We start from the raw sequence: 25,282 nt of genomic DNA, 5'->3' as shown, positions 1-25,282 counted from the left end.
GCAACTCGCTATGACCGATGTCCTCAGGTCTTCCTCTCAGCCATAGCTCTTGCGGCAACTGTCATCTACTGGTTATGAATCCTGACCCTAGGGAAGAAGCTCAATTTGTCCTGAAGCGAAATCGGTTCTTTCTGCGATTTGGATCGCAGCTCAATGCACGGCAGGAATATGTCCTGCGCAAGCTATTTGAACACGGCCCGGTGCGCGTTGATTTGGGTATCAGCGCTAAGGCATTCCGGAAGATCAGCGGTGCCTCAACGGCAACCGCGACCAGGGATTTGCTTTCAATGGAAGATTCGGGGTGTATTGAGGCGATCTGAGGCGGGTGGGCGCTCCACAGTTTACTGGTTGAATTATTAAGTTATGCATTGCGTAGCTACACTGTGAAACGAACGCCGACTTCTAGTCTACGAAGGCCGTAAAGCAATGTGACTTTTTGCAATATGGGCGGGAAGCGGCCGCTCGCTGCGGTTTTCGATTGTCTTCAGCCAGTCGATGACTTCCTGCACCATGACGACGGACACTGGCGTGTTTCCAATAGTGTCGGTCAGGTTACTGAAGCATGGTGGCTGAACGAGTGCATCCATTGGGGAGCGCTCATGTCCGAAACGTGCGGCTAGACGACATCCACACCGCCTGATCAACCAGCCGAAAGTTCAAGTGCGCGGAACCAAGCAGGCTCAAGTACTCCAACAAGTGCCGATATCGATGCCACTTTGGCTCTGTCGTACAATGGAAGGTGATTGGCATATTTAGAACCGTGCATCACACCGTTCAACAAAAATCAATGGGTCCTGAGCGCAAGACTTGTCCGCGAAATATTTCCGAAAAAATATGCTAAAACAGGCGCCCTGTGAATCTGAGTCAGAGTTTTGCGATACAGCCGATTGACGCCCTCTCCGCCGGTCATGGCATCGGCAAAGCCGTCTTCATATCCCTTGCGATCGAGCGACAGTATCTGGGCAGTGTGATCGCCAACGAGCCGGCGAACTGCATTAAGTAAACCGTCAGCTTCACCGATCATCATCCATTCCGTTCGTTGCAAGCATTAAGCGAGGAACAATGGGATCACAGTAGCATGACCAGCGCTCATTCACCGAAATATTAGAGGGTCGCTCGATGTTGGCCTTTGCTCTCAAAACCGACATGACAGTATTGCATCAGATGACCGCATTGCGCAGGTAGCCGTTGTTCAATTTGGCAGGGCGAACGGCAGCACTGTTGCGCTTACCGGAGGTATGCGGGCGCAGGGTTCAAACGGCTCAACAATGGCAGGTCAGGGTTCAAACCACCTGTCTGAACCCACTGCAGAGACTGTCCGCGATGAGCCCACACCAGACCTGTCAAATTCGTGCTGCGTGTGTTCGCAGCACGGAATTTACCGCGCACGCATCAGATTTAGCGCGGCGTCGCGGCGTTGAGATAGGCCATTCGTTCCGGGCGCAGCGAAGATTGAGGCGGCAACTCGCAGGTCGCAGGACAAAGCGGCCAATTTGTATCTTCGTATGGGCTACCGCCCGCCAGCCCTGGAATCCACCCTCCCAATAGACCAATGGGCAGTCATGCACTAACAATCAAATTGGACTACTCAGGTGGGGCTGAACAATGCACCCTGACCAGAAAAACTTGCGACGCACCGGCATATTCGGCTGACCCGTCCAAGTTTTGCGACTGCCTTCAAGTGGCTGATAAGTACATTTCAACTTGTTCGTAGTCACCAACGGCCAATGCTTCCTCTGATATCCAAAACTCAAAATAACCATCGCCAAATGAGAACCCCAACGATTTATCGCGGTCGAGTTGCAGGAGTTTGACACCTTCACCCGGAGTCGGGTTTGCAGAATGATCCTTGGGTCCGCCCACGAAGTGGTCAAGATAGGAGTGACTTACTAACTCGGGCCGAAAATCTCGTCGGAACGTCTCAGGCGCGTCCATCAAAAGTTCAGGGTCGTCAACCATTGCGTTTTTTAAGTGGCGAAGAACATCAAACATTGATTTGGCGAGGAGATCTGTCCGTTGTCAGGGATATTGGATGAACCTGCTCAAGGTGACAAAGGCAGGTGTTTTGTCACGCCATCGCCATCCGAACCCGGTGCACGGCTTTGTGCTTAAAGGCCGCTGGCATTATCTGGAGCACGACTGGGAAGCCACCGAAGGCTCTTATGTGTATGAGCCTCCGGGCGAAACGCACACCTTGGTTGTGCCGGAAGATGTCGAGGAAATGATCACCTATTTTCAGGTGAATGGAGTGATGTATTACTGCGATCCCGACGGAAATCACCTCGGCTACGAAGACGTGTTCACCAAGATCGACATGTGCCGGGCGCATTTCGAAAAAGTTGGTTTGGGAGCCGATTATGTGAAAAATTTTATCCGGTAAGGTCTATGAGCAACGTAACTTATGACTTCGCAGGTCGCACCGCTGTCATCACCGGTGGTGCGGCTGGGATCGGCGCAGAGATCGCCCGCCACTATGCCGCGGCGGGTGCAAACGTCGCCATCTGGGACATGGCCGAGCCTGCAGGTGCGCCGATCGGGTCCATCGCGTGCACAGTGGACATAAGCAAACCCGAGCAGATTGCCGAAGCAGTTGCAGAAACCCGAGCGGCCTTTGGCGGTATCGATTTTTTGTCTCACAATGCAGGCTTTGCCGGGCCAACCCTGCCGGTGGTCGAGAATGACCCCGCCACATGGGCTCGCGTCGTCGAGGTGAACCTGACCGGCACTTTTTATCTGGCTCATGCGATCGTGCCAGTCATGCAGGAACGCGGGTTTGGCCGGATCGTCAACATGGCCTCGCTGGCAGGGAAAGAAGGTGCGCCAAATGCGTCGGCCTATTCTGCGTCCAAGGCGGGTGTGATCGGCTTTACCAATTCGCTCGCTAAAGAGTTGGCGCAGACCGATATCCGCGTGAACTGTATCGCCCCTGCTGCGATCAAGACCGCAATTCTGGACCAAACGACACCTGAATTCGTACAGATCATGATCGACAAGTCACCGATGAAACGGCTGGGTTGGGTTGAAGAGGCCGCGCGGATGGTGATGTGGCTCAGTTCCGAAGATTGCACGTTTAACACGTGCGCCGTTTTTGATCTCTCTGGCGGCAGAGCAACTTACTGACGACCCACATTCGCAACCCGGTCGAGGTGGCCAAGAATGCGCTGGCAGCACCAACTTGTCAATTGTCCTGATTTCATCATCCTTACCCTATGAGCAAGCCCATTAACAGAATCGAACGCGCCGAGCTCCTCCCGGAACAGGATTTGCCAAAAGGTGCAGATCTGCTGGGCATTGGCAAAAGCATGGTGCCCTATTGGGCTGTTGGAGACAGTGCATTTCATCGCGAGACCGGTTGCAGGAACGAGATTGAGTACAAGCAATACCGTATGCAATCCGGTCATGTGATGCAGCATGCTCATCTCGGGTTCCGTGATCTTGCGCACACGGTTGATGCCATCCAACGCGTTTATGACAGCTGTTCAAAACGGGGAGTGCGGATTGATCGGTTTGGCATGTGTCTGGACTGGTCCATGGGCTTTCCAAGGGACCGCCGCACAGATCAGGCCCGCGGAACCGGGATTCTCATGAATGACGTCGAGGCTTTTGCGCGCCTGACAGAGGCGAGCCCCGCTGCAATGCATTTTGGTGACTTTATGCTGGGGTTTCCCGCAGCGTTGGAGAACACATGTGCTGCACTGGCCGCCGGTGCAACAACGATAGGAAACCTGGGACAGTATTTTACCTTCCGCTTGCCGGGGTATAATGATGACGTTGAAACGACGCAGGCCACTGTTCAGGCACTTGGCCTTATAGCCGCACAACCGATTCCGGTTTTGGTGCATTCCAATCTGGATGATGGATATGCTGCGGTATTTGAGGATCTGACCTCGGCGCTGGGTCAGGCCCTACTTGAAAAATACATCGTAACCGAGCTGATCGGTGCGCCCTATGCAGTTTGCTACGGCCATCACTTCACCGACCCCCAGACGCGGATTGCATTTCAACGGGCATTGGCAAAGATCAGCGACGGGGTGCCCGGCTCGCAGATTTATGGCGCAACGGTGCTTTACAAAGGGACCCACGCCGAGAATTTTGCAGGATTGTCGGCCTATCTTCTGTCAGACATTGTGGCACAGCGACTTCGGCCAACCGGACATGCCCTGAACCCGGTGCCGGTCAGTGAAAATGAGCGCATCCCCGATGTGGCAGAAATCTGTGATGCCCAGTGCCATTTGGGTAGGCTTGTCGAACTGGCGGACGGCTATTTGCCTCTGATTAACACTGATGAGATCGATAGCATAAGCGAGACTCTGTTGCAGCAAGGCCAGGCCTTTGCCGATCGGGTTCTGGCAGGTCTGTCGCAAGGAGGTATCGATACGAGCGACCCGATTGAGCTGCTTCTGGCGCTGCGTCGTTTGGGCGGGCGGGCGTTGGAACAGTCATTCGGTGGAGGTGCAGCGCGAGAGGATGCACCGGGGCGACGAACCCCCATCGTCGGAGCAACAACGCATCGCGAACTGGAGGAAAAAGCCGAGGCATTTGTGGCATCTGACGCCGGCCGCACGCTCACAGCGCAGGGGAAGACACCTGTCCGAATTCTGACTGCAACCACGGATGTTCATGAACATGGTAAAATGCTGTTGGACCTCGTTTTTCATAAAATAGGATTCGCCGTTGAAGACGGTGGTGTTTCGAGCGATCCGGATCATATTGTCGCTCTTGCCAAACAGATGTCCGTCGATGTGATCGCGCTGAGCACCTATAACGGTATGGCGTTGCGCTATTCGAAAGTTCTGATGCGCAAACTGAGAGAGGCCGAGCTTGAACTGCCAGTTTTGATAGGTGGTCGTCTGAACGAAATCCCCGAAGGCAGCAATACAAGCTTGCCAGTAGATGTATCTGCCGAGCTCAAAGAAACAGGCGTGTCGGTTTGCGTCGATCTTGAAGCAGCCTGCAATGCGTTAAGCGCAATTCTTGCTACACCTGGTGATTGAGGAACTGCATTGGAAACAACCATTGGCGCAGGCAATGTGAACGACCGGTTCGTTGAGCAGAGTGGGCGGCCAATAGTCTCAAAAAGTTGCACCCGCGGCGAATGTCCAAAAAGCGGGCTGCGACTGCAGAAATCAAAGGACGTACTCAAGGTCGGTTATGGGCCGTCGTGGCCCTCTAGCCGGCACCCGTCACCATCAACGCGGACGCTCGAAGCGCCGCCAGAAGCTCAAGCAGGTGCCTTCTGCTCTTGGCAGCGTATTTTGCGGCTGTCGCTGACCGTTGAACGAAATCGGCAAACTGGCTGACGGTCAGATCGCACTTCTCGATACTTTCGGAGAAGGGTTCCAGAACACCTGCAATGATCTCGGTGTTTCTCTGTGCGCCTGCCTCAAGCTCTTCCTGACTGGAGGCTGTCACGCCCGCAATGATGTCCTCGGCATTGGGCGAGGATTGCAGGAAGTCATAGTGCTCAATGACGGTGTGTTTGAAAATGAGATCCAGTTGCGCACCAAGACCGGAGACCTTGTCCAGTCCGGCCTCGATATCCAGGACAACCTTGTCCGCCAGGGACCGTATCGTAGCCTGTAACACTTCATCCTTATTGGCAAATGCCTTGTAGAGCGTCTGGCGAGAAATGCCCGCGGCCTCGGCAATATCGTTCATGCCGGTTCGCTTCACCCCGTAGCGAAGAAACAGGCCTTTCGCGGCCTCGATGATGTATCCGTAGCGATCTTCCATGATTTACATATTGACAAACGAACGCTGAGTGTCAATATGATGACAATCATACGCGAACTGTCAACTCGTCAGGATTTGATATGTCTGCACAATCTCGAAGGATCGCTATCGTCACTGGAGCCAACAATGGCATCGGATTTGAAACAACGGTTGGCTTGGCTGAAGCCGGTTTTCACGTCGTCAAGGCTTGCCGCAGCCAGGAAAAGGCCGACGCGGCCAAGGCCAAGGTTCTTGCGCGGGTTCCGTCAGCATCACTCGACATCATTTTGCTGGACCTGAGCGATCTCGCTTCGGTTGGTGCCTTTGCCGAGGCGTTTCGCGCCCGCTACGCAAAGCTCGATGTCCTGATAAACAACGCAGGCATTTTGCTCTACTCACCGCAAACAAACGCCGAAGGCGTCGATCTGCAATTCGCCACCAATCATCTGGGGCATTTCCTGCTCACCGCGCTTCTGATTGATATGGTGCCAAATGATCCGGCGTCGCGGCTCGTCTCGCTCTCGAGCATAGCGCACAAAGGCGCTAGCATTCACTTCGATGATCTGACCTGTGGGCAGGACCCGGGTTTGGCCTACGGACAGTCCAAGCTCGCCTGTCTCCTGTTCGGCGACGAGTTGGACCGCCGTCTTCGGGCGTCCGGCAAGAATTTGAAGTCGCTGACTGTGCATCCAGGTGGTTCCGATTCCGGCCTGTTCCAGGACCTAGATGACGCCTCGCGTGAGGCGATGAAGGCGCAAGTCGAACAACTGCTGCATTCCAACGAAGACGCTGCCAAACCGTCTCTGTTCGCCGCCTTGTCTGACGAGGTCGAGGGCGGGGATTACTATGGGCCTACGGGTCCTGAGGAGATGAGCGGGGCGACCGGCGTCGCGATCCGCAATCCGATCTGCGACGATCATGATGTGGCCAAGCGTCTCTGGTTGCTCTCGGAAGAGATGACCGGTCAATCATTTGCTGTTTGAGGGCGAAGCCATGAACAACAATAAAAAGAGAGTTGCCATTGTGACCGGCGCGTCCAGCGGTGTCGGCAAGGCTACCGCAGAAGCGCTCGTCAAGGAAGGGCATGTGGTCTATCCAGTTGCGCGCCGGGTCGAGATCATGGACGACCTGAAAGCGCTTGGATGCATCCCGATCAAGATGGACGTGACCAAGGAGGAGGACGTTGTCGCTGTAGTCGAACAGATCGAGCGCGACCATGGCGGTGTCGACATCCTCGTCAACAATGCCGGCCTGTCTGTCTATGGGTCGGTCGAGGAAACGGACATCGACAAAGCTCGCTATCAGTTCGACGTCAATTTCTTCGGGCTTGGCCGCCTGACTCAATTGGTTCTGCCGCATATGCGCCAGCAGGGGTGGGGCAAAATCATCAATGTGTCGTCCGGCGAGGGGAAGGTGCACGCACCTTTGGCAGCCTGGTACGTCTCAAGTAAATTTGCCCTCGAAGGGTTCAGCGATTGCCTCCGAACGGAGACCTCGCAATTCGGGATCGACGTTGCCGTCGTTCGGCCAAGTGCCATCGATACGGAGATCACGAGCGGGTTCATCGATCCGCTACTAGAGACCTCTGGCAACGGCCCATATAGCGCCATTGCGAACAAGATGGCGGATTGGTTCCGCAACATGGGCGTGGAGAAAGGCACGGCCTCTCCCCCCAGCGTGATTGCCAACGTCATCGTTGGTGCAATCCAGGCACCGAAGCCCAAAACCCGCTACTCCGCCGGTGTCGGCGTCAGGCAGGCCATTTTCTTCCGTCGCATCCTGAGCGACCGCATGTTCGATCGGTTCATGATGCGGATGTTGGGGTGACGGCGATGACGACAATCATGGACCGTATCTCGCAAGGCTTCGAGTATCTGGTCGTGCTGGCATCGGTTGTCATGCTCGGCTGGGGACTGCTTGGCTTACTGGAGTATTTCACCGGACTGGCCCCGCTCATGCCGCTGCAAAACGAATCCTTCCCAGTGGGCATGCAGACTCTTCATTGGATATTGATCACCGCCTCCGGCGCTATGTTTCTCTTGGGATACGCCCTGCGCTGGAGCTTCACGCCGATTGCCATGCTGGTCATGTTCACCGCGCTTGCCACCATGTGTACGGTACAGACATTCGATATGCTGGAAAGCCCGGATCGCTACCGGAACTTTGTTCAGGAGTGCATCAACTACATCATCATCTCGATCTATCTCTTCCGATCCAAGCGCATGCGGGATCGGTTCGGGAGGATCACAGTTCAGGGCAGGGATGGCCCGTCGCCAATCAGTGCCTGAGACGTAAGGAAGAAAGTCATGGAAAACGGATCTTCGGAAAAGGTGAGCTTCTCGCATCACAGGATTCACACCGACATCGTGATCGATGCGCCGCCAGAGGTGGTATGGTCGGTACTGACCGACACGGCCAACTACGGCAATTGGGCGGCCTTCCTCGTCGGCATCAAGGGAGAGATCAGGGATGGATCGAAAATCACAGTCGACTTCCAACTCGATCCCTCAAAGAAAAAGCTGACCACTCTGGATCACACGATCACAGTCGTGGATGGAGAGCAGTTCTACTGGGCCGAGAAAGGGCCGGGCGGTATTCGGGACAACCATCATTTTCGGGTCGAACCACTCGAAGTTGGCAAGACTCGCTTCGTGCAATCCGACGAGATCATGGGCGGCATCACTTTCCTGATGGGCGGTCGGTTGGCGAAGATGTATGTAGACGGCTGCAAAGCCTTCAATCGCGGCTTGAAGGCTGAGGCAGAACATCGTGCCCAATCCATCTGACAAGACAACGCGACCACTTGGGCGGGTTCTGCTGACCGGTGCGACCGGGATGGTGGGGTCATCGGTTCTCTCTGCCTTACTGAATGAGGATAGTGCGCGAGTTTGTGTCGCTTGAACTCCCACCTCAAAAAATGCTGCACGTTGCGCGAATGGCCGGAATCGCCGCTGCGTCGCAGAGCAAAACTGGAACGGTTTCTACATCCAATCGGCCCGGATCAAGGGTCTGGGTCAAACTTCATACCCGGCCATCTCCAACCCTTCCATAATTTGATCGATCAATTCATGCGGCAACCCTCTCGCACGAAACGGTGCACGTGGGTCCGTCTGATACTCCGGGAATGTGTCTTGAAGATATCTCACCGTTTCTTCGGCTTTCGCCTGCTGGCCGCTCAGGGCATAGCTGGCGGCAAGGCTGGCGTGGTTCATGGGCAACCGGCCGCCCATCGACAGAGAGATATTTATTGCGTCTTCATAGTTGCCTATGGATATCGCGTGCAGATGTTCCGCATATCTGTAACCTGGGTGCAGCTTTGGGTTTAACGCTCGCGCCCGCGCAACCCACTGTAAGCCAGTCTCGAAATCCCCTGAGTAGGAGAAGAAAGTCCCCAAATCAGCGAGTATCCATGAGTCGTTGGGGTTCAACTCAATCGCCCGTTCTGCATAGTCTCGGTACACATCCATACTCTCCCCCAGCAGGCGGCTTCGAACGGCCAACGCATAGTAGGCATCTGAATTATCTGCATCTGCCTCAATGGCGCTTTGCGCCGCGTCAAAACTCTTTTGTGCCCAGTCCGGATCCAGATCGTATGAGTTCTTCTTTGAATCAAGGTAGTTGTAGGCCAACCGAGACCAGGCCAGGGAGTAACCCGGATCCTCATCGACCGTTCGAAGCAAGCAATCACGGGCCCGCCTGTGTTCCGGCAAGGCAAAGGTCTGATAGAACCAATGTGCCGTCATATAACATTCGTAGGCGTCAAGGCTTTCTGGTGCCTTGTCGCGGATTGACTGCAATATCTCGGACTTGAACAGTGGCGCATCGCTCGATCCTACAAGCGAAGCAATTTTCTGTGCGATTTCCAACTGTACGTCCAAAACACTCGTGAGGCTCAAGTCCCTCTCGAAGGGGCCAGGTGCCTGTAGCTGCAGACATGTTTTTGCGTCGGTAAACGTTGTGGTCACCCTCAATTGTTCATTCGAACGCTGTACCGTTCCGCCCAAAATGTAATCCGCTTCCGTCTCTCCCCGAATCGTTTCACAGTCAGCGTTGTCGCGGAGCGTCGCACCGGTCTCCGGCGCGAGAACAAACAAGTTAGAGAACTTGGCCAGCAGAGCGTTAATGTCACGGGTAAGCCCGGTGCTGAAATAGTCATCTTGCGCATCGCCACTCACATTCTCAAAGGGCAGGATCAAGATACGCGGCCCGGTGGGCAAAGCATAAACATCCTTAGACGGAAAGTACTGATATGCGGCCCACCCCAACACCGCGACGGTTACTGTCGCGATGGCAATCATTTTTCTCATAGGTCGCTGCGGAACTGGCTTTACAACCTTGTTTGCTGGCCATGCCCAAACTTCAACTTCCCTGACGATGTTCTTCAATGCATGAATGCCGGAATAACCAAACTCTGCCTCAATTTTTCCCAGAACCTGTTCTGCCACCGGCTTGGAGATGACGATTCCACCTGGCGGAGCAAGCGCTTCAAGCCGTGCCGCGATATTTACGCCGTCGCCCAGCAAATTGCCGTCCTGGTCTATGACGTCGCCCAGATGCACGCCAATGCGGAATCTCAGCGTGTCCTTCTTGGGTTTTTCGGCGCAGTGCGTTCCAATCGCTTCTTGGGCGCCTAACGCAGCGCGGACGGCCTCTACCGGGCTGGCAAACTCAGCTATGACGCTGTCGCCCGCGCTGCCAAAGACCCGGCCATCATGGCTTTCGATTTGAGCGTCGATTGACTCGCGGCAAGCCGTTAGCTCACCTAGAGCCGCTTCTTCGTCCTCGCCCATTAAACGGGAATATGCCACGGCATCCGCGACGAGGATGGTGGTCAAACGTCGTTCCATCGGACCCTCCCGATACGGCAATCGTACAGCAATATCATCCGGTTTTGTAGCGCATCAATTGCATCAATCCGTATTGCTCTCAGGTCAGATTGTTTCTGATAAATGGCGTACAGCAACTTGTCCGAGCATCTGCGACTATTCAATGGTTCGGGTCGACTCACCATTTTCTTACCTGAAGGGCCGCATTTGAGTCGGCAGAAGGAAAAAGGGTACGGAACCTACGGGATAGCACCAATTTCGGGCGAAACATTCATCAGATAGTTAGATTTTTACGGACCACTTTCATTGACCCGCTACTGGAAGGCTGTGCCAGTACTGATCCAGCGCGCCGCGCTCAGTTCTCCCCAGAACTTAACGAAGTCGGGCGGCTATCCATTCTTCATATGCGTGGAAGCCGTAGATAGGGGCTTGCAGCCGACTTCAGATGCGGCGCGGCATGTGCCAGTTTCGTAGAACTAACATCGTAGCGGACCGGCCCAAAGGAGACATCCATCAACTGGCCAGAATGCTGCGGTCGCAGACCGCCTTGCGGACATACGCTGCGACTTCGAAAGCGGGCGCCAGAAGAACTGTCACAACGAGCACAAAGCCTCCGCTCAATAGATGTGACCATTCAGTTGCGGATGGCCTAATACCACACCAATCGTTATGCAGAGCAAGGGAGGCAAATTTGGAGCGACAGCTTGCAGCAATTCTGGTCGCCGATATGGTCGGCTATACTCGTCGCATGGAGCGAGACGACGCTGGCACGCTTGCAGCGTTGTCCGCTCACATAGATGGTACAGTTGCACCTCTGATCAATCGTCACCACGGACGGATTGTCAAACTTATGGGCGATGGCCTTTTGGCTAGCTTCAATAGTGCTGCAGACGCGGTTTCTTGCGCCGTTGAATGGCAACAAGCACCCTTGGATGAGCCAGACTCGTTGCTTTTCCGCATTGGCATCAATCTTGGTGACATCCTCATGCAAGAGGGTGATGTCTTCGGCTCTGGAGTTAACCTTGCCTCGCGTTTGGAGCAACTCGCCCCGCCAGGAGGTGTGCTCGTCTCGGACGCTGTCTATCGCGTGGTTGGCAACCGCATTTCGGTCGTGTGGGAGGATGCAGGCACACATACCATCAAGAACATCGCTGAGCCTGTTAGGGCCTGGCGCATTGGAGGAGCGGAGCAAGCACAGCCTGACGCGAAGCCAGCAGCTAAACTCGGCAAAGCTACCATCGCAGTCTTACCTTTGCACAGTTTGAGTGACGAACCGGAGCAAGTATTCTTCAGCGATGGCATCGCGGAAGACATTATCACCGGGTTGTCTCGATTTCGTACTCTTCAGGTTGTCTCCAGAAACGCATCTTTCCGTTTCAGAACGCAGGAAGCCGATCCGGCAGGGATCGCAGCAGAATTGGGAGCCGATTATCTCGTAACAGGCAGCGTTCGAAAGGCCGGTAGTCGGGTAAGGATTTCTGTACAGCTCGCGGAAGCTAGTACGGGCTCGCAGCTATGGTCAGAACGATATGATCGCGAGTTGGAAGACATCCTGTCCGTTCAGGACGAGGTGGCCCGCAACATCGTTGCGGTCCTTCCGGGACGTGTTCAACACAACGTTGTCGACCGATCATCGCAAAAACCAGCAGATGAGATGAAGGCCTATGAGTTGATGCTACGAAGCAAAGCTCTTCGAGATGGCCTAAATGCCAGGGATACGGCCAAGGCACGAGCTTTGCTCGAACGGGCCATTGCGCTCGATCCGTCCATCGCTCGGTCTTACATGTACCTCTCAGACACCTATGTTATCGATCTTTGGCTGGGATTGGCAGACTCTGACGCTTCCGATCACATCCTGCATATCGCCCGAAAGGGTGCCGCGCTGGACAACCGGGACGTCTACATTCAAGACCAATTGGGTTTTGCTTATCTCTGCGCAGGTCTCTGGGACGAAGCAGATGCACAGTTCGAAAAGACGTTGTCGCAGATCGAAAACGAAGCGGAGTCCATGGCGTGGTGCGGTTATGCTTTTTTGTTGCTGGGGAGGCACGAGAAGGCGAGAAAAGTCGTATCGGAAGCGATGCGGTTAGATCCGTTGCATCCCCCGTCCATCGATTGGATCATGGGGCAGATAGAATTCTTTTGCGGAAACTACGAGCAAGCAATCGGCTTTTTGATGGGAGAAGCACGGCTCAACTCGTTAGCTGCGGCATTCGTCGCAGCTTCTTACGCGCATCTTGGCCGGCAATCTGAGGCGGCGGCTGCGTTGCAGGAATTTATTGCGGAACGCCATGACGAATTTGGGAGTCGAGGCATCGAAGTGACCAAAGATAATCTCCCCACTCTTGCGCGTGGTTATGAATCCATGTGGCGGCGTCGAGACGATTTCGAAGTTTTGGCGACCGGTCTGCATAAAGCTGGTTTGCCTGTCTGACTTACTTAATCAAAGGTCCGTGTAAGGCGTTATGCCAATCAATCTCGGCTTCGGAGATTCCGGAATCTTGCCGTTCAACTTTGCTCATTCTCGTAGGATCAATTCGCATCGCAAGAAGCGAACGAAGCGACCCTTTGACTTTTTTACGCAAGGCGTACGAACAATTGACACCTGGGACTGGGACTTCACGATGTGATTCTAAATCACGAAAATCGGCATATTTCATAGATCCCTCCTGTCTTAGATGTGCACCTACAGTCATAAAAAATTTGGCATCCCACAAACGCCGTTTCTTGACATTCATTGTTCCAAAAATTCACAATTGATCATGCCAAGAAACTTACCTCCCCTAAATCCGCTGCGTGCCTTTGAGGCTGCTGGGAGGTTGGGTAGCTTTACCCGTGCAGCTGAGGAATTGAACGTATCGCACTCCGCAATTTCCCGTCACATTCGCGGGTTGGAAAAGCGGCTTAACGTGCATCTGTTTCGGACGCAAAAATCTGGCGTTGCCCTCACCGAACAGGGACAAATCTACCTGGGACAGATCACACCCGCTCTTGACCAAATTGCCATCGCAACTGACGCTCTGACTTCTGCGCCCAAAGGTGTTGTTACCATGACGACAGAGAGCGCCGTCGCGCAAAAATGGCTAGTGCCACGGTTACCACGACTAAAAGCCGCGCATCCAGAGATAGACTTACGCCTTTCAATCACAACTGAGGTCATGGACATAGAGGCGCACGATTTCGATCTGGGCTTGAGATATCTGCGCACCCACCCAGACGAAGGGTACGACCTGTTGTTCCCATCTCTGGTCAGAGCTTATGCCGCGCCACACTTTGCGCCAAAAAAAAGTTCTGAGCTCGACCTTAAGGTTCTGGCATCTAGCCCATTGATTGAAGAGGCAACCTTCCGTCTTTGGTCAGAATGGTTCTCGAAATCTGGTTTGAAAGAGCTCCCTACTCTTGATCTGCCTCATCCACTAGGAGCACTACTGTCAATCCAATCAGCCGTGGCGGGCTTGGGGGCTGTTCTGATGGACAAGCACCTTTGTCAAACAGAAGTTGAGACGGGTGCATTGGTGTGCCTCAACGATGTAGAAATTCCTTTTGGCGGATATTACCTCGCCACCAACCAGCGCGCAGGAAGACGGCGCGCCGTCCGTGCTGTACGAAAGTGGCTGCAGCAGGAGGCGCGATCCGGAAAAGGGGCCGCTACTGTGTAGCTGCTCGCTACTGGCAGTATGAAATCGAACACAACAGATTGTCCGATTTCTGCGCTCGAAGTTACGTTGAATGAAATCGCTGCCACTGTGACGGCGGGAATGTTGACTTGACCGGTGATGTCGCGGTCACCAAGATTGAGGATGAGTACTTTGGCACGACATTCGCTGACTACCTGACGGTGATTAAACCCGAATACCGCTGGCAAGCATGGATGAAAACGTGCTTTGGTCCTGCAAACTTCTCGTATTTGTGTGACCACAGTAGCATTTCCCGTCGCCTTGATGAAATTGGCTTCCATGCGCTAACGTCGCTGAAACGCAATTGCTGCTTCCTGGGGGATATTTTGATACCTGATTTTGAGACTGCTCAAAGAATGGCGAAAACGCATTGCGACGCCTGGACCGAACGAAATCCAGGGGCCGTGGCAAGCCGCTACGCAAATAACACGACCATGCGTATGAACCGCGGCGACCCGATGAAAAGCCAAGCCGAAATCGCCGAAATGGCTGCGGGTTTTATGGCCGACTTTCCCGATCTTACCCTCAAGCTCGACAGTGTTTTAGTTGCCGATCACCATATGGTCTACGCATGGACCTTTGAGGGCCACCACAAAGACACCGGCAGCCATGTAAAGTTCTCAGGTTGGGAGGAATGGGATTTGGATAACGATCTAAAAGTGATCAAGTCGTTGGGATGGTATGACTGCGCCGATTATGAACGCCAAGTTGCTGGCGAATGATAGTCGCTGCCAAGGAGGCGCGGCCCGTGCGGGCGATCGTCTACGGAGTGGGAGAGATGGGCTCGGTCGTCACCCGGCTTCTTGTTGAACGTGGCGTAGAAATCGTCGGCGCGATCGGACGCAGCGAAAGCAAGGTTGGTCGAGATCTGGGGGATGTAGCAGGGATTGGAACATCACTCGGCGTCAAGGTTGAGGCAGATGCAAAAGCAGTTCTGGCCCGCGGCGCTGACATCGCCATCGTCTGCGTCGGGAGTTACCTAGAGACCATGCAACGGCATTTCGCGGTGTGCCTGGAGAACCGAGTGAATGTTGTCACCATCGAGGAGGAAACCGTCTTCCCTTGGACAAGTGCGCAGGAACTGGCACAGAAGCTTGACGCGTTGGCCAGGGCAAACCGTGTTACGCTCGCAGCATCCGGCGCACAGGATGTCTTCTGGCTGAACTTGATTACCACTCTTTTTGGTGCGTCGCACAGAATGGACCGGGTCGAAGGACACTCTGCTTGGAATGTCGACGACTACGGACCCGAGGTCGCGCGACATATATGCATCGGCATGCCGCGCGATCAATTCGAGCAGCACGTGGCTGGCAATGGATGGCCCGAATTCGTAGCGACGCAAACGCTGGAAGCAATGGCGGCGCGATTGGCGCTGTCGGTCGCAGATTTTAACTCGACCGTATTGCCAATCGTGGCCGTTGCCCCGGTCGCTTGCCGCGCGCTTGGGACTGAAGTCGCGGTCGGCTCTCTAATCGGAACCATAGACACGACGAAAGTCACGACCGAGGAAGGGCCTCAGTTTGAGTTCAGAATGGAAGGCCGCATTCACCAGGAAGGTGAAACCGATAGCAACACCTGGCGGGTCTACGGCGAGCCCGACTTGCACGTGCGGAATGACAACGTGCCGACACGCTTTGTTACCAGTTCAACGATGGTGAACCGGATTGTCGACGTCATCAAAGCCCCTCCGGGCCTAGTGTGTTTGGACATGTTAGCTGCGCCGTCTCATCAACCGCATCTAATGATCTGAAGGGCTGGTAGCGGGACATGCAGTCTTATCCGACGGCACCTCTCCGTCTTCACCGGCCCCATCCGGACATCCACTCTAACCAAGATTGCTGCACTGCGACTTCTGCGAAAGCGAACTTTCGTTCGAGGGCGAAGGCGAACAGTGTGTTCTCCGCCTCACCTTTGACCTTCAACGCAAACGACATGCCGCCGTCATCAGGCCGGGCACCTTGAGCAGAAAACAAACAGAACGTGGCATTTGGGGACATCTGTTCGCAGGCGGAGAGCAATGCACCTAGCCATTCTACGGTGATTTCCTCGTACTCCGCACGGCTGACGCGCGAGGAATAGGTGGCCAGGCAATGGAAGACCGTATCGATACCATTCAAGTGAGTTTCGATTGCCTGAGCATCGCCGAACGATGCAAATTTTGTTTCGCTCAGCTTGGCGTGATCTCGACCCGACGGTCTGCGCCCACCCATCCAGAACCTTTAACGTGAGCTCAGCAATCCTCTGAAAGCCCTTCCGTCCCGCAATTTCATATCCCTGAATGGCATATGCCTTGCGCTTTGCCTTGAAATCCTCCGCAGAGTCCTGCGCCAGTTTGTGCGCTAGGTCAGTCCGCACGGCGAATGTCTGCTAAGCGGGCTGCAGCTGCAGCGGTGGGTACCAGAGCTAGACGGCGGCTTTGGGCCGTGGATACCATCAATGCGGAGACAATTTTCAACCGAGTTCGCGCCCGATTGGGTCTTCTGCTTGATCAAATCAGAAGACCTGCTCTAGCATTAAGTTATCATGGCTATTGGTCTTCTCCTTGATATATCGGGCGTACTTTACAACGGTTCACAAGTGATTTCAGGCGCCAAGGAAGCAGTGCTTCGATGTAGAGCGAATGAGATCCCGATCCGCTTTCTTACAAACACCACCCGCAGACCCAAGCGTCTCATCGTCGAGAGGCTTAGTCACTTCGGCTTCGCGGTCGAAACGAACGAAGTCATGACGCCTTCTCATGCCGCGTGTGACTGGTTGAAAGAAAACGGATACTCTCCCCATCTTTTGGTGCACCCAGATCTGACTGAAGACTTCGACAGAATCGTTTCAGGAAAACCTGTCGCTGTGGTCGTAGGTGATGCGGGGCCGTTCTTTGACTTCGAAAGCCTAAATGCAGCGTTTCGCAATCTTGACCAAGGTGCCCCGTTCTTGGCGCTTGCAGCGAACCGCGTGTTTCGCGATGCCGACGGAGCGCTTAGCCTTGATGCTGGAGCCTTCGTCCATGGCCTTGAATACGCGGCTCAAGTTGAAGCTCTTGTCCTTGGAAAGCCATCAGCAACGTTTTTCCAAGCAGCTTCAGACAGCATGGGACTGCCTCTCGCGGAAGTCATCATGATAGGCGATGACGCTGAAAACGACGTCGCTGGAGCGCTAAGAGCGGGTGTTGGAAAAGCCATTCTGGTACGCACCGGTAAGTATCGTCCTGGCGAGGAAAAGCGATACGACCCAGTACCTTCCTTTGTGGCAGATGACATATCCGAGGCAGTTGATTGGGCTATTATGGGTAGGATTTAAAGCCCTCTTAGTTGCGCGTTGCGCGTTGCGTGAGTTCCGCCAGCCTCTGATTTTCCGCTCGCAACGAACGGCAGGTTTGAGAGGTCGCACCGCAGCATCGAAGTTGCCCACTGGACGGCAGGAATGGGCCGCCCGCGAGAGCGGCCCGTTAACGTTAGATCTCTATCGCTTCGGCGTCTTGCTTTGAAGGACCGAAGCCCGTTCCTTGATCTGAGCCCAAAGTGTCGAATGCTGCGCCGCGCACAAATGACCGTTTAAAGCAGTTAGCAGACGTTGCAAATCTGCAAAGTCTACCTTTAATCAGCAGAGGGCGCGGTCCTAATCTATAGCCGATTTTTCAACCTTCATACGCTTTCAAAGCGGAAACTTTTTGCATGGATTGTGACGCTCGTTTCGAGGCTAAGAAGCATAGAGCCTTTGCTTTTGATAGAAAAATCTGAATCTCCTTTGACCATATGTGAGTTTATTCGACGATCTCCACCAACAGACCTTCCGGAGATCGAACCACTGCTTCATAGTATCCGTCGCCCGTTCGCCTCGGTTTGGACACCAGCAGCCCAGCGTGTTTGAAGCGATCTGCGACCTCATCAACTTTCGATACACTACCTACTGAAAAGGCAACGTGTGCCAAGCCACCTTCCTCGTGTGACCGACGCTTCACCCATGGCCCTTCCATCAGTTCGATGCGAACGTCTTCGTTTGGCAACGTGGCGAAGCGGGAGGCAAAGCCGAGGCGATTCACACTCTCATACCTGTCGCTGAGTTCCGCTTCGAAAAACTCTACCCAAAATTTCGAGGAGTGCTCCAAGTCTGTTGTCCAAAGAGCATTGTGGTTCAATTTCATCCCAATCTCGCTCACATCTTTTCAGTATTGACGGAAGTCGCATAGCAGCCTATGCGGTTTTTTGCAATATTCTGAAGGTTTATGCATGAATCTGAATGTCCCAGACACACGACAACTCGAACTGGCTCGGCGCTTGCAGGAAGGTCAGCAAGTCATTGCGGTCGAGGCTGCTCAAGAATTTGACGTGTCAGTTGATACGATTCGGCGGGATATCCTCGCCCTCGAAGCAGAGGGAAAGGCCCAACGCGTTCGCGGTGGTGCAGTGCCTTTGTCCACTCCGTCACCGCCGTTGCACAAAAGACTGTCGGGAGATTTCGCCCCTGACGCGAAGCTGGTATCGGCCGCTATCCGAGAGATAGGCGGTGCGGCGACACTCCTGATCGATGGAGGCACGACAACACTTGCCATAGTCGAACACCTGCCCCATGAAGAGGGTCGCCTTGTGATCACGCCGTCGCCCTGGATTGCGATTGCCTGCCAGCAAAAGAACGTTCCGGTCTATGTTTTGGGTGGTAGCCTAAGGCCGCAAGGCGGCATTGCGACAGGAGACACCGCAATTGAACGGGTTGGGGATGTCGCGGCAGATGTTGCGATTCTGGGAGCGTGCGGACTGGAGGCAGAGTTCGGTTTAAGCTCGGACGATGCGGAAGAAGCCATGATGAAGAAGGCAATGCACCGGGCCGCAAGCCGCACTATTGTAGTGACTAGTCACGCGAAAATCGGCCTCAGAGCCCGTCATCGAACAGTAGCGCTCTCAGAGATAGATGCTGTTGTCACAGATTCACACAACGCGACAACAGATTTGCTCGCGTCCCATACGCGTGTGGTGACCAAATGACCGACAGTTCTCGTGTAAGTGAACTGACCCCGAGAATTGGCCAGCCGACTAATCATTCGGCTACAAACTCGGCGCGTTTAGCCACACGTTTGGCTTTTTTTACGGCGGGTTTCTCCCTGGCCTGCTGTGCGCCCCTTTTTCCCTTTTTCAAAGAATCCGTTGACGTCGACAAAACGCAATTTGGGCTACTCCTGCTTTGTCTTGGATTTGGATCTATCGTTGCCATGCCGGTCACCGGTGTCTTGGCAGCGCGCAGTGGCGCGCGTCCACTTATTTTGCTTGGTGGCTATGGCTTGATTGCCATGCTTCCCCTTCTGGCACTATCGCAAACGCCAATAGCTTTGGGTGCAGCTTTATTCGTTTTCGGAGCATCACTTGGAACCATCGATGTCGCAATGAACGTTCATGGCGCGGAAATTGAAGCTATCGAAAAACGCCCCCTTATGTCGAACTTTCACGCCCAATTCAGCATTGGTGGGTTTTTCGGAGCTGGTTTGGTTACACTATTGTTGTCGTTCTCCATCCCGGTGCTCGCTTGTGCCATCGTGGGGGCTATCGTGGCGTTGGCTTCGATGCTGCTGGCCCGCTCCCGGTTTTTGGAGGTCAGTGGCAAAGATCCGGAACCCATTGTTGTTCCGCGTGGGATTGTTTTGCTTTTAGCCATTTTGGCCGCAATCACGTTTTTGGTCGAAGGTGCCCTGCTGGATTGGGGCGCTCTTCTGATCATTGATCTTGAACACGCCGAACCCGAGAGCGCTGGCGTGGGCTATATCCTGTTCTCAATCGCAATGGTATTAGCCCGCCTGACTGGTGACCGAATTGTTGAGCGATGTGGCGAATATCTCGTGCTGATGGTTGGCGGATCACTCGCGATCATTGGGATCGCGAGCATTCTTCTGTCGACCAATTCGGTTGTAGCCCTGCTTGGGTTCGTCTTGATTGGGCTCGGAGCCGCAAATTTGGTGCCGATCCTATTCAGCGTTGCTGGACGTCAAAACTTGATGCCACCTGGGATTGCTATCGCCTCGGTTACTACAACGGGATACGCAGGCATCCTTATGGGGCCAGCGTTGATTGGTTTCATATCTGGGGCATCGACACTGGCGACGGCATTCTGGATGCTTGCGCTGCTAATGTTATCAGTTCCGATTTTCGCAAGACCGGTGGCGAAAGTCTGAACCCAGCATAGGCAATAACCGCGATACGTTGTCAGTATCTACTCAGTGTTTCCAGTATCACATTCCGTGTATTGCGGTCATTTTGGAAAATCCTATCGGCGAGAAACTCGGACGGAAACTCGGGCCATGTCTTTCGCATTTCCAAAATTAGATTTTGGGCTTCTTCCGAATGCCCCAACTGGTCGTGCGCAACGGCTTGGAATAGGAGCGAAGGAGCACTGACTGGCGCTCCGGCAGCTGGCGCTCCCTGAAAGGCTTCAACAACATTTTCGTAGTTCCCGAGCATAAGTTGCGAAACGCCCCAGATGTTTCTCGCACCAAACCTACCAGAGCCTGATTTGGGCCTCTCCGGGTTGCTAACCTCGGCAGCAAGTTCCGGGTCGTTAGCCAAGATGGCGGTGATACCTGCAAGGTCGAGAATATGGCCATCATTCGGCGCCAGTTCGACGGACATTCTTGCGTACTTCAATGCCTCGTTTGGCTGGTTTTTGACAGCCAGCACCCAACCATTTGCGCCGTTTGCCCATGCATCGACGGGGGACAATTCGAGCCCTATTCCAGACATTTCTGAGGCTTGGTTGAAGAGATCCTCCCTCTGTGCTTCATCCGGCGACAACACCGCCAGGATCGCCAGGACCTGCGCTGATCCAGCATAGCCATCAGACAGAGCCGGGTCGAGTTCCATCGCGTGCTGGAACATTCCCAGTGCTATTTGCTGACGTTTGACATCAAAAACGGGAAAAAACATGCCTCGGGCTTGGTCCGCAAGGTTGGCAGCCTGGAGTCTTGTCAATGATTGTTCACCAAGCGCCACACGTTCTGCTTCTTCGATGGATCGAGTTGTTGGCACAACCTCCCTGTTATCCTGGCTCGTCCAGATTCCAAGCACAGCGACTAATGCAAGAACACCCAGTCCGGCTGGCAGCAGTTTCAGCGAACGCCGACCCTCATCAGGCTCATCGCTGTCCCACGCACTCGATGTGCGATCTTCATTTGTAGGTACGTATGAAAACCGCGGCTTGTATCCGCCGGGGTCAACAAAGATGCGAACTCCATTGCCGTCCCAGTGATCTTCGTAGAACTGATGCAAAAGACGACGCAGTCGCCTAGCCTCAACGCGAACCAGGTTTTGACCACCAGTACCATCTATGCGCCGTCCATAGACCTCAACAGCGATAGCTTTACCTCTAATCTGATTGCTTCGACCAGATAGAGATTCCTCGACTATGTAGGTGAGAAATTGCGTGAGTCGGGGTGAAGCTTGAAACCCGTCGCTTGATACAATTCGACTCAGAGCTTCCCGGATGAGCTCTGGAGAAGGCTGTCCAACATGTTGATTTATTGGCAATTCGTTGGATTTGTTCAATGTCAACTCACCCCCAACTCACGGTGACTCACTTGGCCTTTGCGGTCAACCGCACTCATCTTGATTTGAGAATAGATAGTGGGTGTCGGGATTTTTCCAGTGACGGTGGACCTGATTGAAGAAATTCCAGAACTTTCCGATGTGCTGTCGAGGCACATCGAAACGGACGCGCTTCTCGGCGAGGTCATCGAAGACCTGAAGAAAGCATCTGCGTTTTCGAAAGATGCATCGATCACGGTCTCAGAGCGCGCCGAATGGGCCCACATCAAATCTGAACTCATCAACGAGCTTCGCCGGATATTGAAGCGCAAACTGTGAGATACTTTTAACTGAGGACCGATCCATGACCAAGGAAGACAATAGAAAAGACCAGGACGACAAACAGGCTCAGGCGTCAGACCAAATTGAAGACCCGTCGCGGCGGAGTGTTCTAAAGGGCTTGGCTACTGGAGCGGCTGCGACAGGGGCAGCTGGGTTTGCGGCAGGAAGCGCCGAGGCCCACGAAGGAGACGGCCCTCTAGGAGAAACACTCAAAAACCCATATGGTGGTCGACCCGCAGGCGGCATATCTTTGCCGGAGTACTTCCGTCCTACGAAGTACATGACTGGTTCAAACGCGAACTATTTTCCACTGAGTGAGGAGTTGGGGCCAGATGAGATGCGCATCTCATTCTGTGGTTCAACACCCTATCCGCCGCGCGAAGATCAGGCGGGTACTTGTATCATGGTAGAGTTGGGAAATGGAAAACGGTTCTTCTTCGACTTTGGATCCGGTTGTGTCCGCAACATCATCGCCATGCAGGTGCCGGGGCAGCTGATCAACGACATCTTTATCTCTCACCTGCATGTCGATCACTACGCCGACATCCCTTACATCTACCCGTTCCGGGCCTGGTCGGGAGGGTACACTCCACTTCGTATTCACGGCCCGTCCGGTCGGACACCCGAGCTTGGAACAGCCGGAATGGTTAAAGGCATGCAACAGATGCTCAAATGGCATCTGGAGGCCTTCGATGTTTTCCCGATTGGGGACGGCTACGAGATCGAAGTCAACGAGTTTGATTTCAGCCAAGAAGGCGGCATCGTTTATGACCAAGACGGTGTGACTGTTCGGTCCTGGCCCCGCAGCCACGCCAAAGACGGTGCAGTTGGGTATCGGCTCGATTGGAATGGTCTGAGCTTTGTATGGACAGGCGATGGTCGCCCGGATGAGCTTTCAAGGAAATACGGCGAAGGCGTTGATGTCTTTGTAACCGAAATGTCCGGACAGGACATAGGTCAGCTGATGACCTATAAATACGGTATCCCACAGGATCTGTTCAACTACACCATCGATACGCATCACACCTCCCACTATGCCGTGGGTAAGCTCTTTGCTGACACAAGGCCGCGTTTGGGAATGGTGACTCACTATACCCAGGACGAAGACATCGATGCTGAAATGCTGGCTGGTATTCGCGCCCACTACGACGGTCTTTTCCAATGGGGTCTCGATGTAGCCGTTGTGAACGTGACCAAGGACGCGATTTGGTACAGGAAAGCCGCACTGCCTGGAAAATCCGGTACCGTCCCACCATTTCGTGAACTGGCTGCGGCAGCCGAGGCCGGGCGTATTGAGCTTCCGGATGAAATCACATTGCCGAATCCGAGGCTCACCCGAGCAGATCAGCAAGACCAGAAGTACCGTGATATGGAGATCGATCCACGCGAATACTACCCAACTGACGTTTTCCGAGCACCCGGCGGGGACTGGCCGCAGGACTTTACCATCAAAGTTTCGGATGTAATCGGCTCGCGTGATGAAGACTGAGAGGAGATCGAACAATGATTGAATTTGGTTCGACTTCTGCGATCCCCGTAACGATCCTTACCGGCTTTCTAGGAGCCGGTAAGACAACACTTCTGAACCGCATCCTCACTGGTAATCACGGATTACGAGTGGCAGTCCTGGTGAATGACTTTGGATCCATTAATGTAGATGCTGATCTCGTAGTTGGCTTGGAAGATGACGTAATGAGTCTGGCAAACGGCTGCGTGTGCTGCTCGATCCGTGATGATCTGATCGAAACCGTGGAAGCCGTTCTCGCCCGACCTGAGAAACCGGAATACATCGTCCTTGAAGCAAGTGGAGTGTCGGATCCATCGTCAATCGCGATGACATTTACTGATCAAAAGTTTCGGGACATGATCCGCTTGGACAGCCTCATGTGTCTTGTCGATGCGGAACAACTATTTGCTGCACCAGAACAAATGGAACTAAAGCTCCGTCAAATTGCGTTTTCGGACATGGTTATTTTGAACAAGGTCGACCTCGTCGACAGGGCGGCTGTTCAAAGGGTGCACGATTGGCTCGGATCTCGCTTCCGTCGATATCGCCTAGTCGAAGCTGTAAACGCAGACGTCCCACTCGACATACTTCTTTCTGTTGGTCGCTTTGCCGCCGAACAACTCGAAACGGGAATACCTGATCACCATGAACATGGACCAGATTGTGGTTGTCATCACTCTGATCACTCGGACAGCTTCTCAACAACTATGATGAAAGCTGAACGCCCAATAAGCCTATCTTCCCTCCGGAGTTCTATTCGGAAGCTTCCCGGCAACGTTTATCGTCTTAAGGGTTTTGTTTTTAGCGAGGAGGATCCAGATCATCGCATTCTTGTTCAGGTGGTTGGAAAACGTATGGACATCGCACGGGATGGTGCTTGGGGGGAACGCAAACCCGAAACAAGGCTTGTCGCTATAGGCGCACCGGGGGCGCTCTCTGAGGATGTGCTTTCGGACACGCTTATGGAGACAGTCTGAAAGCCAAGTTCGATCAAGTATTTGGGCTATAAGTCAACCGTGCTGGATAATTTAATCTAGTTCGGCGGGGGCGTACTGTGATGGACCGTTGACGTCTATTGGCAACCTGGTGATCTCAAGTGCAAGCCATCCGTTAGAAAAGGGCCAGCCAAAAGGAGACCGCCTATAAACCTAAGGATGCGGTGCTGCTCAATACTTGCCGGGATTGGTGCCCTTTCTGGTTCTGCGTGGGCAGAGTCCCAGGAAGAAGAACTAGCAAAGCAACTTGCTAACCCCGTGGCCGCTCTTATTAGTGTGCCATTCCAGCTGAACTATGATCAGAATTTGGGTGCCGACAGAAATGGTTCGCGTTGGATATTAAACGTACAACCGGTTGTTCCCTTTGATCTTACGGACGATTGGAACCTCATATCCCGAACAATTCTTCCAATTGCCTCCATAGATGGCGGCCTAGCGGGTTCTGGATCCGAAACTGGGCTAGGTGATACCGTCCAAAGTTTTTTTCTTTCGCCCAAAAGCCGAGCGCTGGCGGTTGGATCTGGGGGGCTGGCCCCGTTTTTCTGCTGCCGACGTCGACAGACAACAACTTAGGTCTCGGAGAGTGGGGTGCTGGAGTTACCGGCGGGGCTCTCAAACAGCAGGGTCCTTGGACATACCCCATGACTTGATCTGCGATCCGGCCATGGTTCGCATCAACAAGGCGTTGGCGGCCGCATAGAGCGTTGCCCTGACATCTCGATCT

General features: G+C 53.9%; 26 protein-coding genes. 18 read left to right on the top strand and 8 right to left on the bottom strand.

Going from position 1 to position 25,282, the window contains the following annotated elements; translation table 11 throughout:
- The first annotated feature begins 74 nt into the window (after positions 1-74).
- Positions 75-320: a hypothetical protein gene (locus ACR0K5_RS24175; RefSeq protein ID WP_480632094.1), complete on the top strand. Its 246-nt coding sequence runs from the start codon at positions 75-77 to the stop codon at positions 318-320.
- Between the two features lie 464 nt (positions 321-784).
- Here ACR0K5_RS24175 and ACR0K5_RS24170 read toward each other — a convergent pair whose 3' ends face one another.
- Both ACR0K5_RS24170 and ACR0K5_RS24165 read right to left on the bottom strand, forming a co-directional pair.
- Positions 785-1,027: a hypothetical protein gene (locus ACR0K5_RS24170; RefSeq protein WP_480632093.1), complete on the bottom strand. Its 243-nt coding sequence runs from the start codon at positions 1,025-1,027 to the stop codon at positions 785-787.
- Between the two features lie 650 nt (positions 1,028-1,677).
- A complete protein-coding gene (locus tag ACR0K5_RS24165; protein WP_480632092.1) occupies positions 1,678-1,992 on the bottom strand; it encodes a DUF1963 domain-containing protein in 315 nt (104 codons plus the stop codon).
- Positions 1,993-1,996: 4 nt separating this feature from the next.
- On the opposite strand from ACR0K5_RS24165, the gene ACR0K5_RS24160 reads away from it, so the two are divergent.
- The 3 genes from ACR0K5_RS24160 (at position 1,997) to ACR0K5_RS24150 (ending at position 4,994) form a co-directional block, all read left to right on the top strand.
- Entirely contained in the window at positions 1,997-2,380 is a 384-nt protein-coding gene (locus tag ACR0K5_RS24160; protein WP_480632091.1) for a 2,4'-dihydroxyacetophenone dioxygenase family protein, read from the top strand.
- Between the two features lie 5 nt (positions 2,381-2,385).
- Positions 2,386-3,120: an SDR family NAD(P)-dependent oxidoreductase gene (locus ACR0K5_RS24155; RefSeq protein WP_480632090.1), complete on the top strand. Its 735-nt coding sequence runs from the start codon at positions 2,386-2,388 to the stop codon at positions 3,118-3,120.
- Positions 3,121-3,209: 89 nt separating this feature from the next.
- Positions 3,210-4,994: a cobalamin-dependent protein gene (locus tag ACR0K5_RS24150; protein WP_480632089.1), complete on the top strand. Its 1,785-nt coding sequence runs from the start codon at positions 3,210-3,212 to the stop codon at positions 4,992-4,994.
- A gap of 175 nt (positions 4,995-5,169) precedes the next feature.
- On the opposite strand, the gene ACR0K5_RS24145 is transcribed toward ACR0K5_RS24150, so the two are convergent.
- Positions 5,170-5,733, bottom strand: a complete 564-nt coding sequence (locus ACR0K5_RS24145; protein ID WP_480632088.1) for a TetR/AcrR family transcriptional regulator — start codon at positions 5,731-5,733, stop codon at positions 5,170-5,172.
- A gap of 80 nt (positions 5,734-5,813) precedes the next feature.
- Between ACR0K5_RS24145 and ACR0K5_RS24140 the strand changes: the two genes are divergently transcribed.
- From ACR0K5_RS24140 to ACR0K5_RS24125, 4 genes are read left to right on the top strand one after another with little or no spacing between them, the layout of a single operon-like run.
- Positions 5,814-6,695 (top strand): oxidoreductase, encoded by an 882-nt coding sequence (locus ACR0K5_RS24140; protein ID WP_480632087.1) that lies wholly within the window; start codon positions 5,814-5,816, stop codon positions 6,693-6,695.
- A gap of 10 nt (positions 6,696-6,705) precedes the next feature.
- On the top strand, positions 6,706-7,539 hold the full coding sequence (locus ACR0K5_RS24135) for an oxidoreductase (RefSeq protein ID WP_480632086.1): 834 nt from the start codon (positions 6,706-6,708) through the stop codon (positions 7,537-7,539).
- Between the two features lie 5 nt (positions 7,540-7,544).
- On the top strand, positions 7,545-8,000 hold the full coding sequence (locus tag ACR0K5_RS24130; protein WP_480632085.1) for a hypothetical protein: 456 nt from the start codon (positions 7,545-7,547) through the stop codon (positions 7,998-8,000).
- Positions 8,001-8,018: 18 nt separating this feature from the next.
- Positions 8,019-8,498: an SRPBCC family protein gene (locus ACR0K5_RS24125; RefSeq protein ID WP_480632084.1), complete on the top strand. Its 480-nt coding sequence runs from the start codon at positions 8,019-8,021 to the stop codon at positions 8,496-8,498.
- Between the two features lie 228 nt (positions 8,499-8,726).
- On the opposite strand, the gene ACR0K5_RS24120 is transcribed toward ACR0K5_RS24125, so the two are convergent.
- On the bottom strand, positions 8,727-10,559 hold the full coding sequence (locus tag ACR0K5_RS24120) for an adenylate/guanylate cyclase domain-containing protein (RefSeq protein WP_480632083.1): 1,833 nt from the start codon (positions 10,557-10,559) through the stop codon (positions 8,727-8,729).
- Between the two features lie 670 nt (positions 10,560-11,229).
- Between ACR0K5_RS24120 and ACR0K5_RS24115 the strand changes: the two genes are divergently transcribed.
- Positions 11,230-12,972 carry an adenylate/guanylate cyclase domain-containing protein gene (locus ACR0K5_RS24115; RefSeq protein WP_480632082.1) on the top strand — a complete coding sequence of 581 codons (1,743 nt, stop codon included), beginning with the start codon at positions 11,230-11,232 and terminating at the stop codon, positions 12,970-12,972.
- A 1-nt stretch (position 12,973) separates the two neighbouring features.
- Here the strand turns inward: ACR0K5_RS24115 and ACR0K5_RS24110 are convergent, their stop codons facing one another.
- Positions 12,974-13,198 carry a hypothetical protein gene (locus tag ACR0K5_RS24110; RefSeq protein ID WP_480632081.1) on the bottom strand — a complete coding sequence of 75 codons (225 nt, stop codon included), beginning with the start codon at positions 13,196-13,198 and terminating at the stop codon, positions 12,974-12,976.
- 18 nt (positions 13,199-13,216) lie between these two features.
- Here ACR0K5_RS24110 and ACR0K5_RS24105 point away from each other — a divergent pair, with 18 nt between their 5' ends.
- The 3 genes from ACR0K5_RS24105 (at position 13,217) to ACR0K5_RS24095 (ending at position 15,965) form a co-directional block, all read left to right on the top strand.
- Positions 13,217-14,197, top strand: coding sequence for a LysR substrate-binding domain-containing protein (locus tag ACR0K5_RS24105; RefSeq protein WP_480632080.1), 981 nt, complete (start codon positions 13,217-13,219; stop codon positions 14,195-14,197).
- Positions 14,198-14,304: 107 nt separating this feature from the next.
- Positions 14,305-14,937 (top strand): DUF1348 family protein, encoded by a 633-nt coding sequence (locus ACR0K5_RS24100; protein ID WP_480632079.1) that lies wholly within the window; start codon positions 14,305-14,307, stop codon positions 14,935-14,937.
- Positions 14,934-15,965: an NAD(P)H-dependent amine dehydrogenase family protein gene (locus tag ACR0K5_RS24095; RefSeq protein ID WP_480632078.1), complete on the top strand. Its 1,032-nt coding sequence runs from the start codon at positions 14,934-14,936 to the stop codon at positions 15,963-15,965. Before ACR0K5_RS24100 ends, ACR0K5_RS24095 begins: the two co-directional genes overlap by 4 nt.
- Before the next feature lie 49 nt (positions 15,966-16,014).
- Here the strand turns inward: ACR0K5_RS24095 and ACR0K5_RS24090 are convergent, their stop codons facing one another.
- Positions 16,015-16,332, bottom strand: a complete 318-nt coding sequence (locus tag ACR0K5_RS24090; protein ID WP_480632077.1) for a hypothetical protein — start codon at positions 16,330-16,332, stop codon at positions 16,015-16,017.
- A gap of 406 nt (positions 16,333-16,738) precedes the next feature.
- Between ACR0K5_RS24090 and ACR0K5_RS24085 the strand changes: the two genes are divergently transcribed.
- Positions 16,739-17,509, top strand: a complete 771-nt coding sequence (locus ACR0K5_RS24085) for a TIGR01458 family HAD-type hydrolase (RefSeq protein ID WP_480632076.1) — start codon at positions 16,739-16,741, stop codon at positions 17,507-17,509.
- Positions 17,510-17,972: 463 nt separating this feature from the next.
- On the opposite strand, the gene ACR0K5_RS24080 is transcribed toward ACR0K5_RS24085, so the two are convergent.
- Complete coding sequence (locus ACR0K5_RS24080) at positions 17,973-18,353, bottom strand: VOC family protein (RefSeq protein WP_480632075.1); 381 nt, start codon at positions 18,351-18,353, stop codon at positions 17,973-17,975.
- Between the two features lie 85 nt (positions 18,354-18,438).
- Here ACR0K5_RS24080 and ACR0K5_RS24075 point away from each other — a divergent pair, with 85 nt between their 5' ends.
- Both ACR0K5_RS24075 and ACR0K5_RS24070 read left to right on the top strand, forming a co-directional pair.
- Positions 18,439-19,191 (top strand): DeoR/GlpR family DNA-binding transcription regulator, encoded by a 753-nt coding sequence (locus ACR0K5_RS24075; protein ID WP_480632074.1) that lies wholly within the window; start codon positions 18,439-18,441, stop codon positions 19,189-19,191.
- The gene (locus ACR0K5_RS24070; protein ID WP_480632073.1) at positions 19,188-20,369 is read left to right on the top strand and encodes an MFS transporter; all 1,182 of its coding nucleotides are present in this window, start codon (positions 19,188-19,190) and stop codon (positions 20,367-20,369) included. The genes ACR0K5_RS24075 and ACR0K5_RS24070 overlap by 4 nt, the downstream gene beginning before the upstream one ends.
- Before the next feature lie 31 nt (positions 20,370-20,400).
- Here ACR0K5_RS24070 and ACR0K5_RS24065 read toward each other — a convergent pair whose 3' ends face one another.
- Positions 20,401-21,741 (bottom strand): tetratricopeptide repeat protein, encoded by a 1,341-nt coding sequence (locus ACR0K5_RS24065; protein WP_480632072.1) that lies wholly within the window; start codon positions 21,739-21,741, stop codon positions 20,401-20,403.
- A gap of 99 nt (positions 21,742-21,840) precedes the next feature.
- Between ACR0K5_RS24065 and ACR0K5_RS24060 the strand changes: the two genes are divergently transcribed.
- From ACR0K5_RS24060 to ACR0K5_RS24050, 3 genes are read left to right on the top strand one after another with little or no spacing between them, the layout of a single operon-like run.
- Complete coding sequence (locus ACR0K5_RS24060) at positions 21,841-22,053, top strand: hypothetical protein (protein WP_480632071.1); 213 nt, start codon at positions 21,841-21,843, stop codon at positions 22,051-22,053.
- A gap of 25 nt (positions 22,054-22,078) precedes the next feature.
- Positions 22,079-23,545 (top strand): guanitoxin biosynthesis MBL fold metallo-hydrolase GntH, encoded by a 1,467-nt coding sequence (gene gntH / locus ACR0K5_RS24055; protein WP_480632070.1) that lies wholly within the window; start codon positions 22,079-22,081, stop codon positions 23,543-23,545.
- Positions 23,546-23,559: 14 nt separating this feature from the next.
- Entirely contained in the window at positions 23,560-24,540 is a 981-nt protein-coding gene (locus tag ACR0K5_RS24050) for a CobW family GTP-binding protein (RefSeq protein WP_480632069.1), read from the top strand.
- Positions 24,541-25,282 lie beyond the last annotated feature (742 nt).

This window comes from Ruegeria sp. AB9 (assembly GCF_056542585.1).
This window is presented reverse-complemented; position numbering and strand designations above follow the sequence as displayed.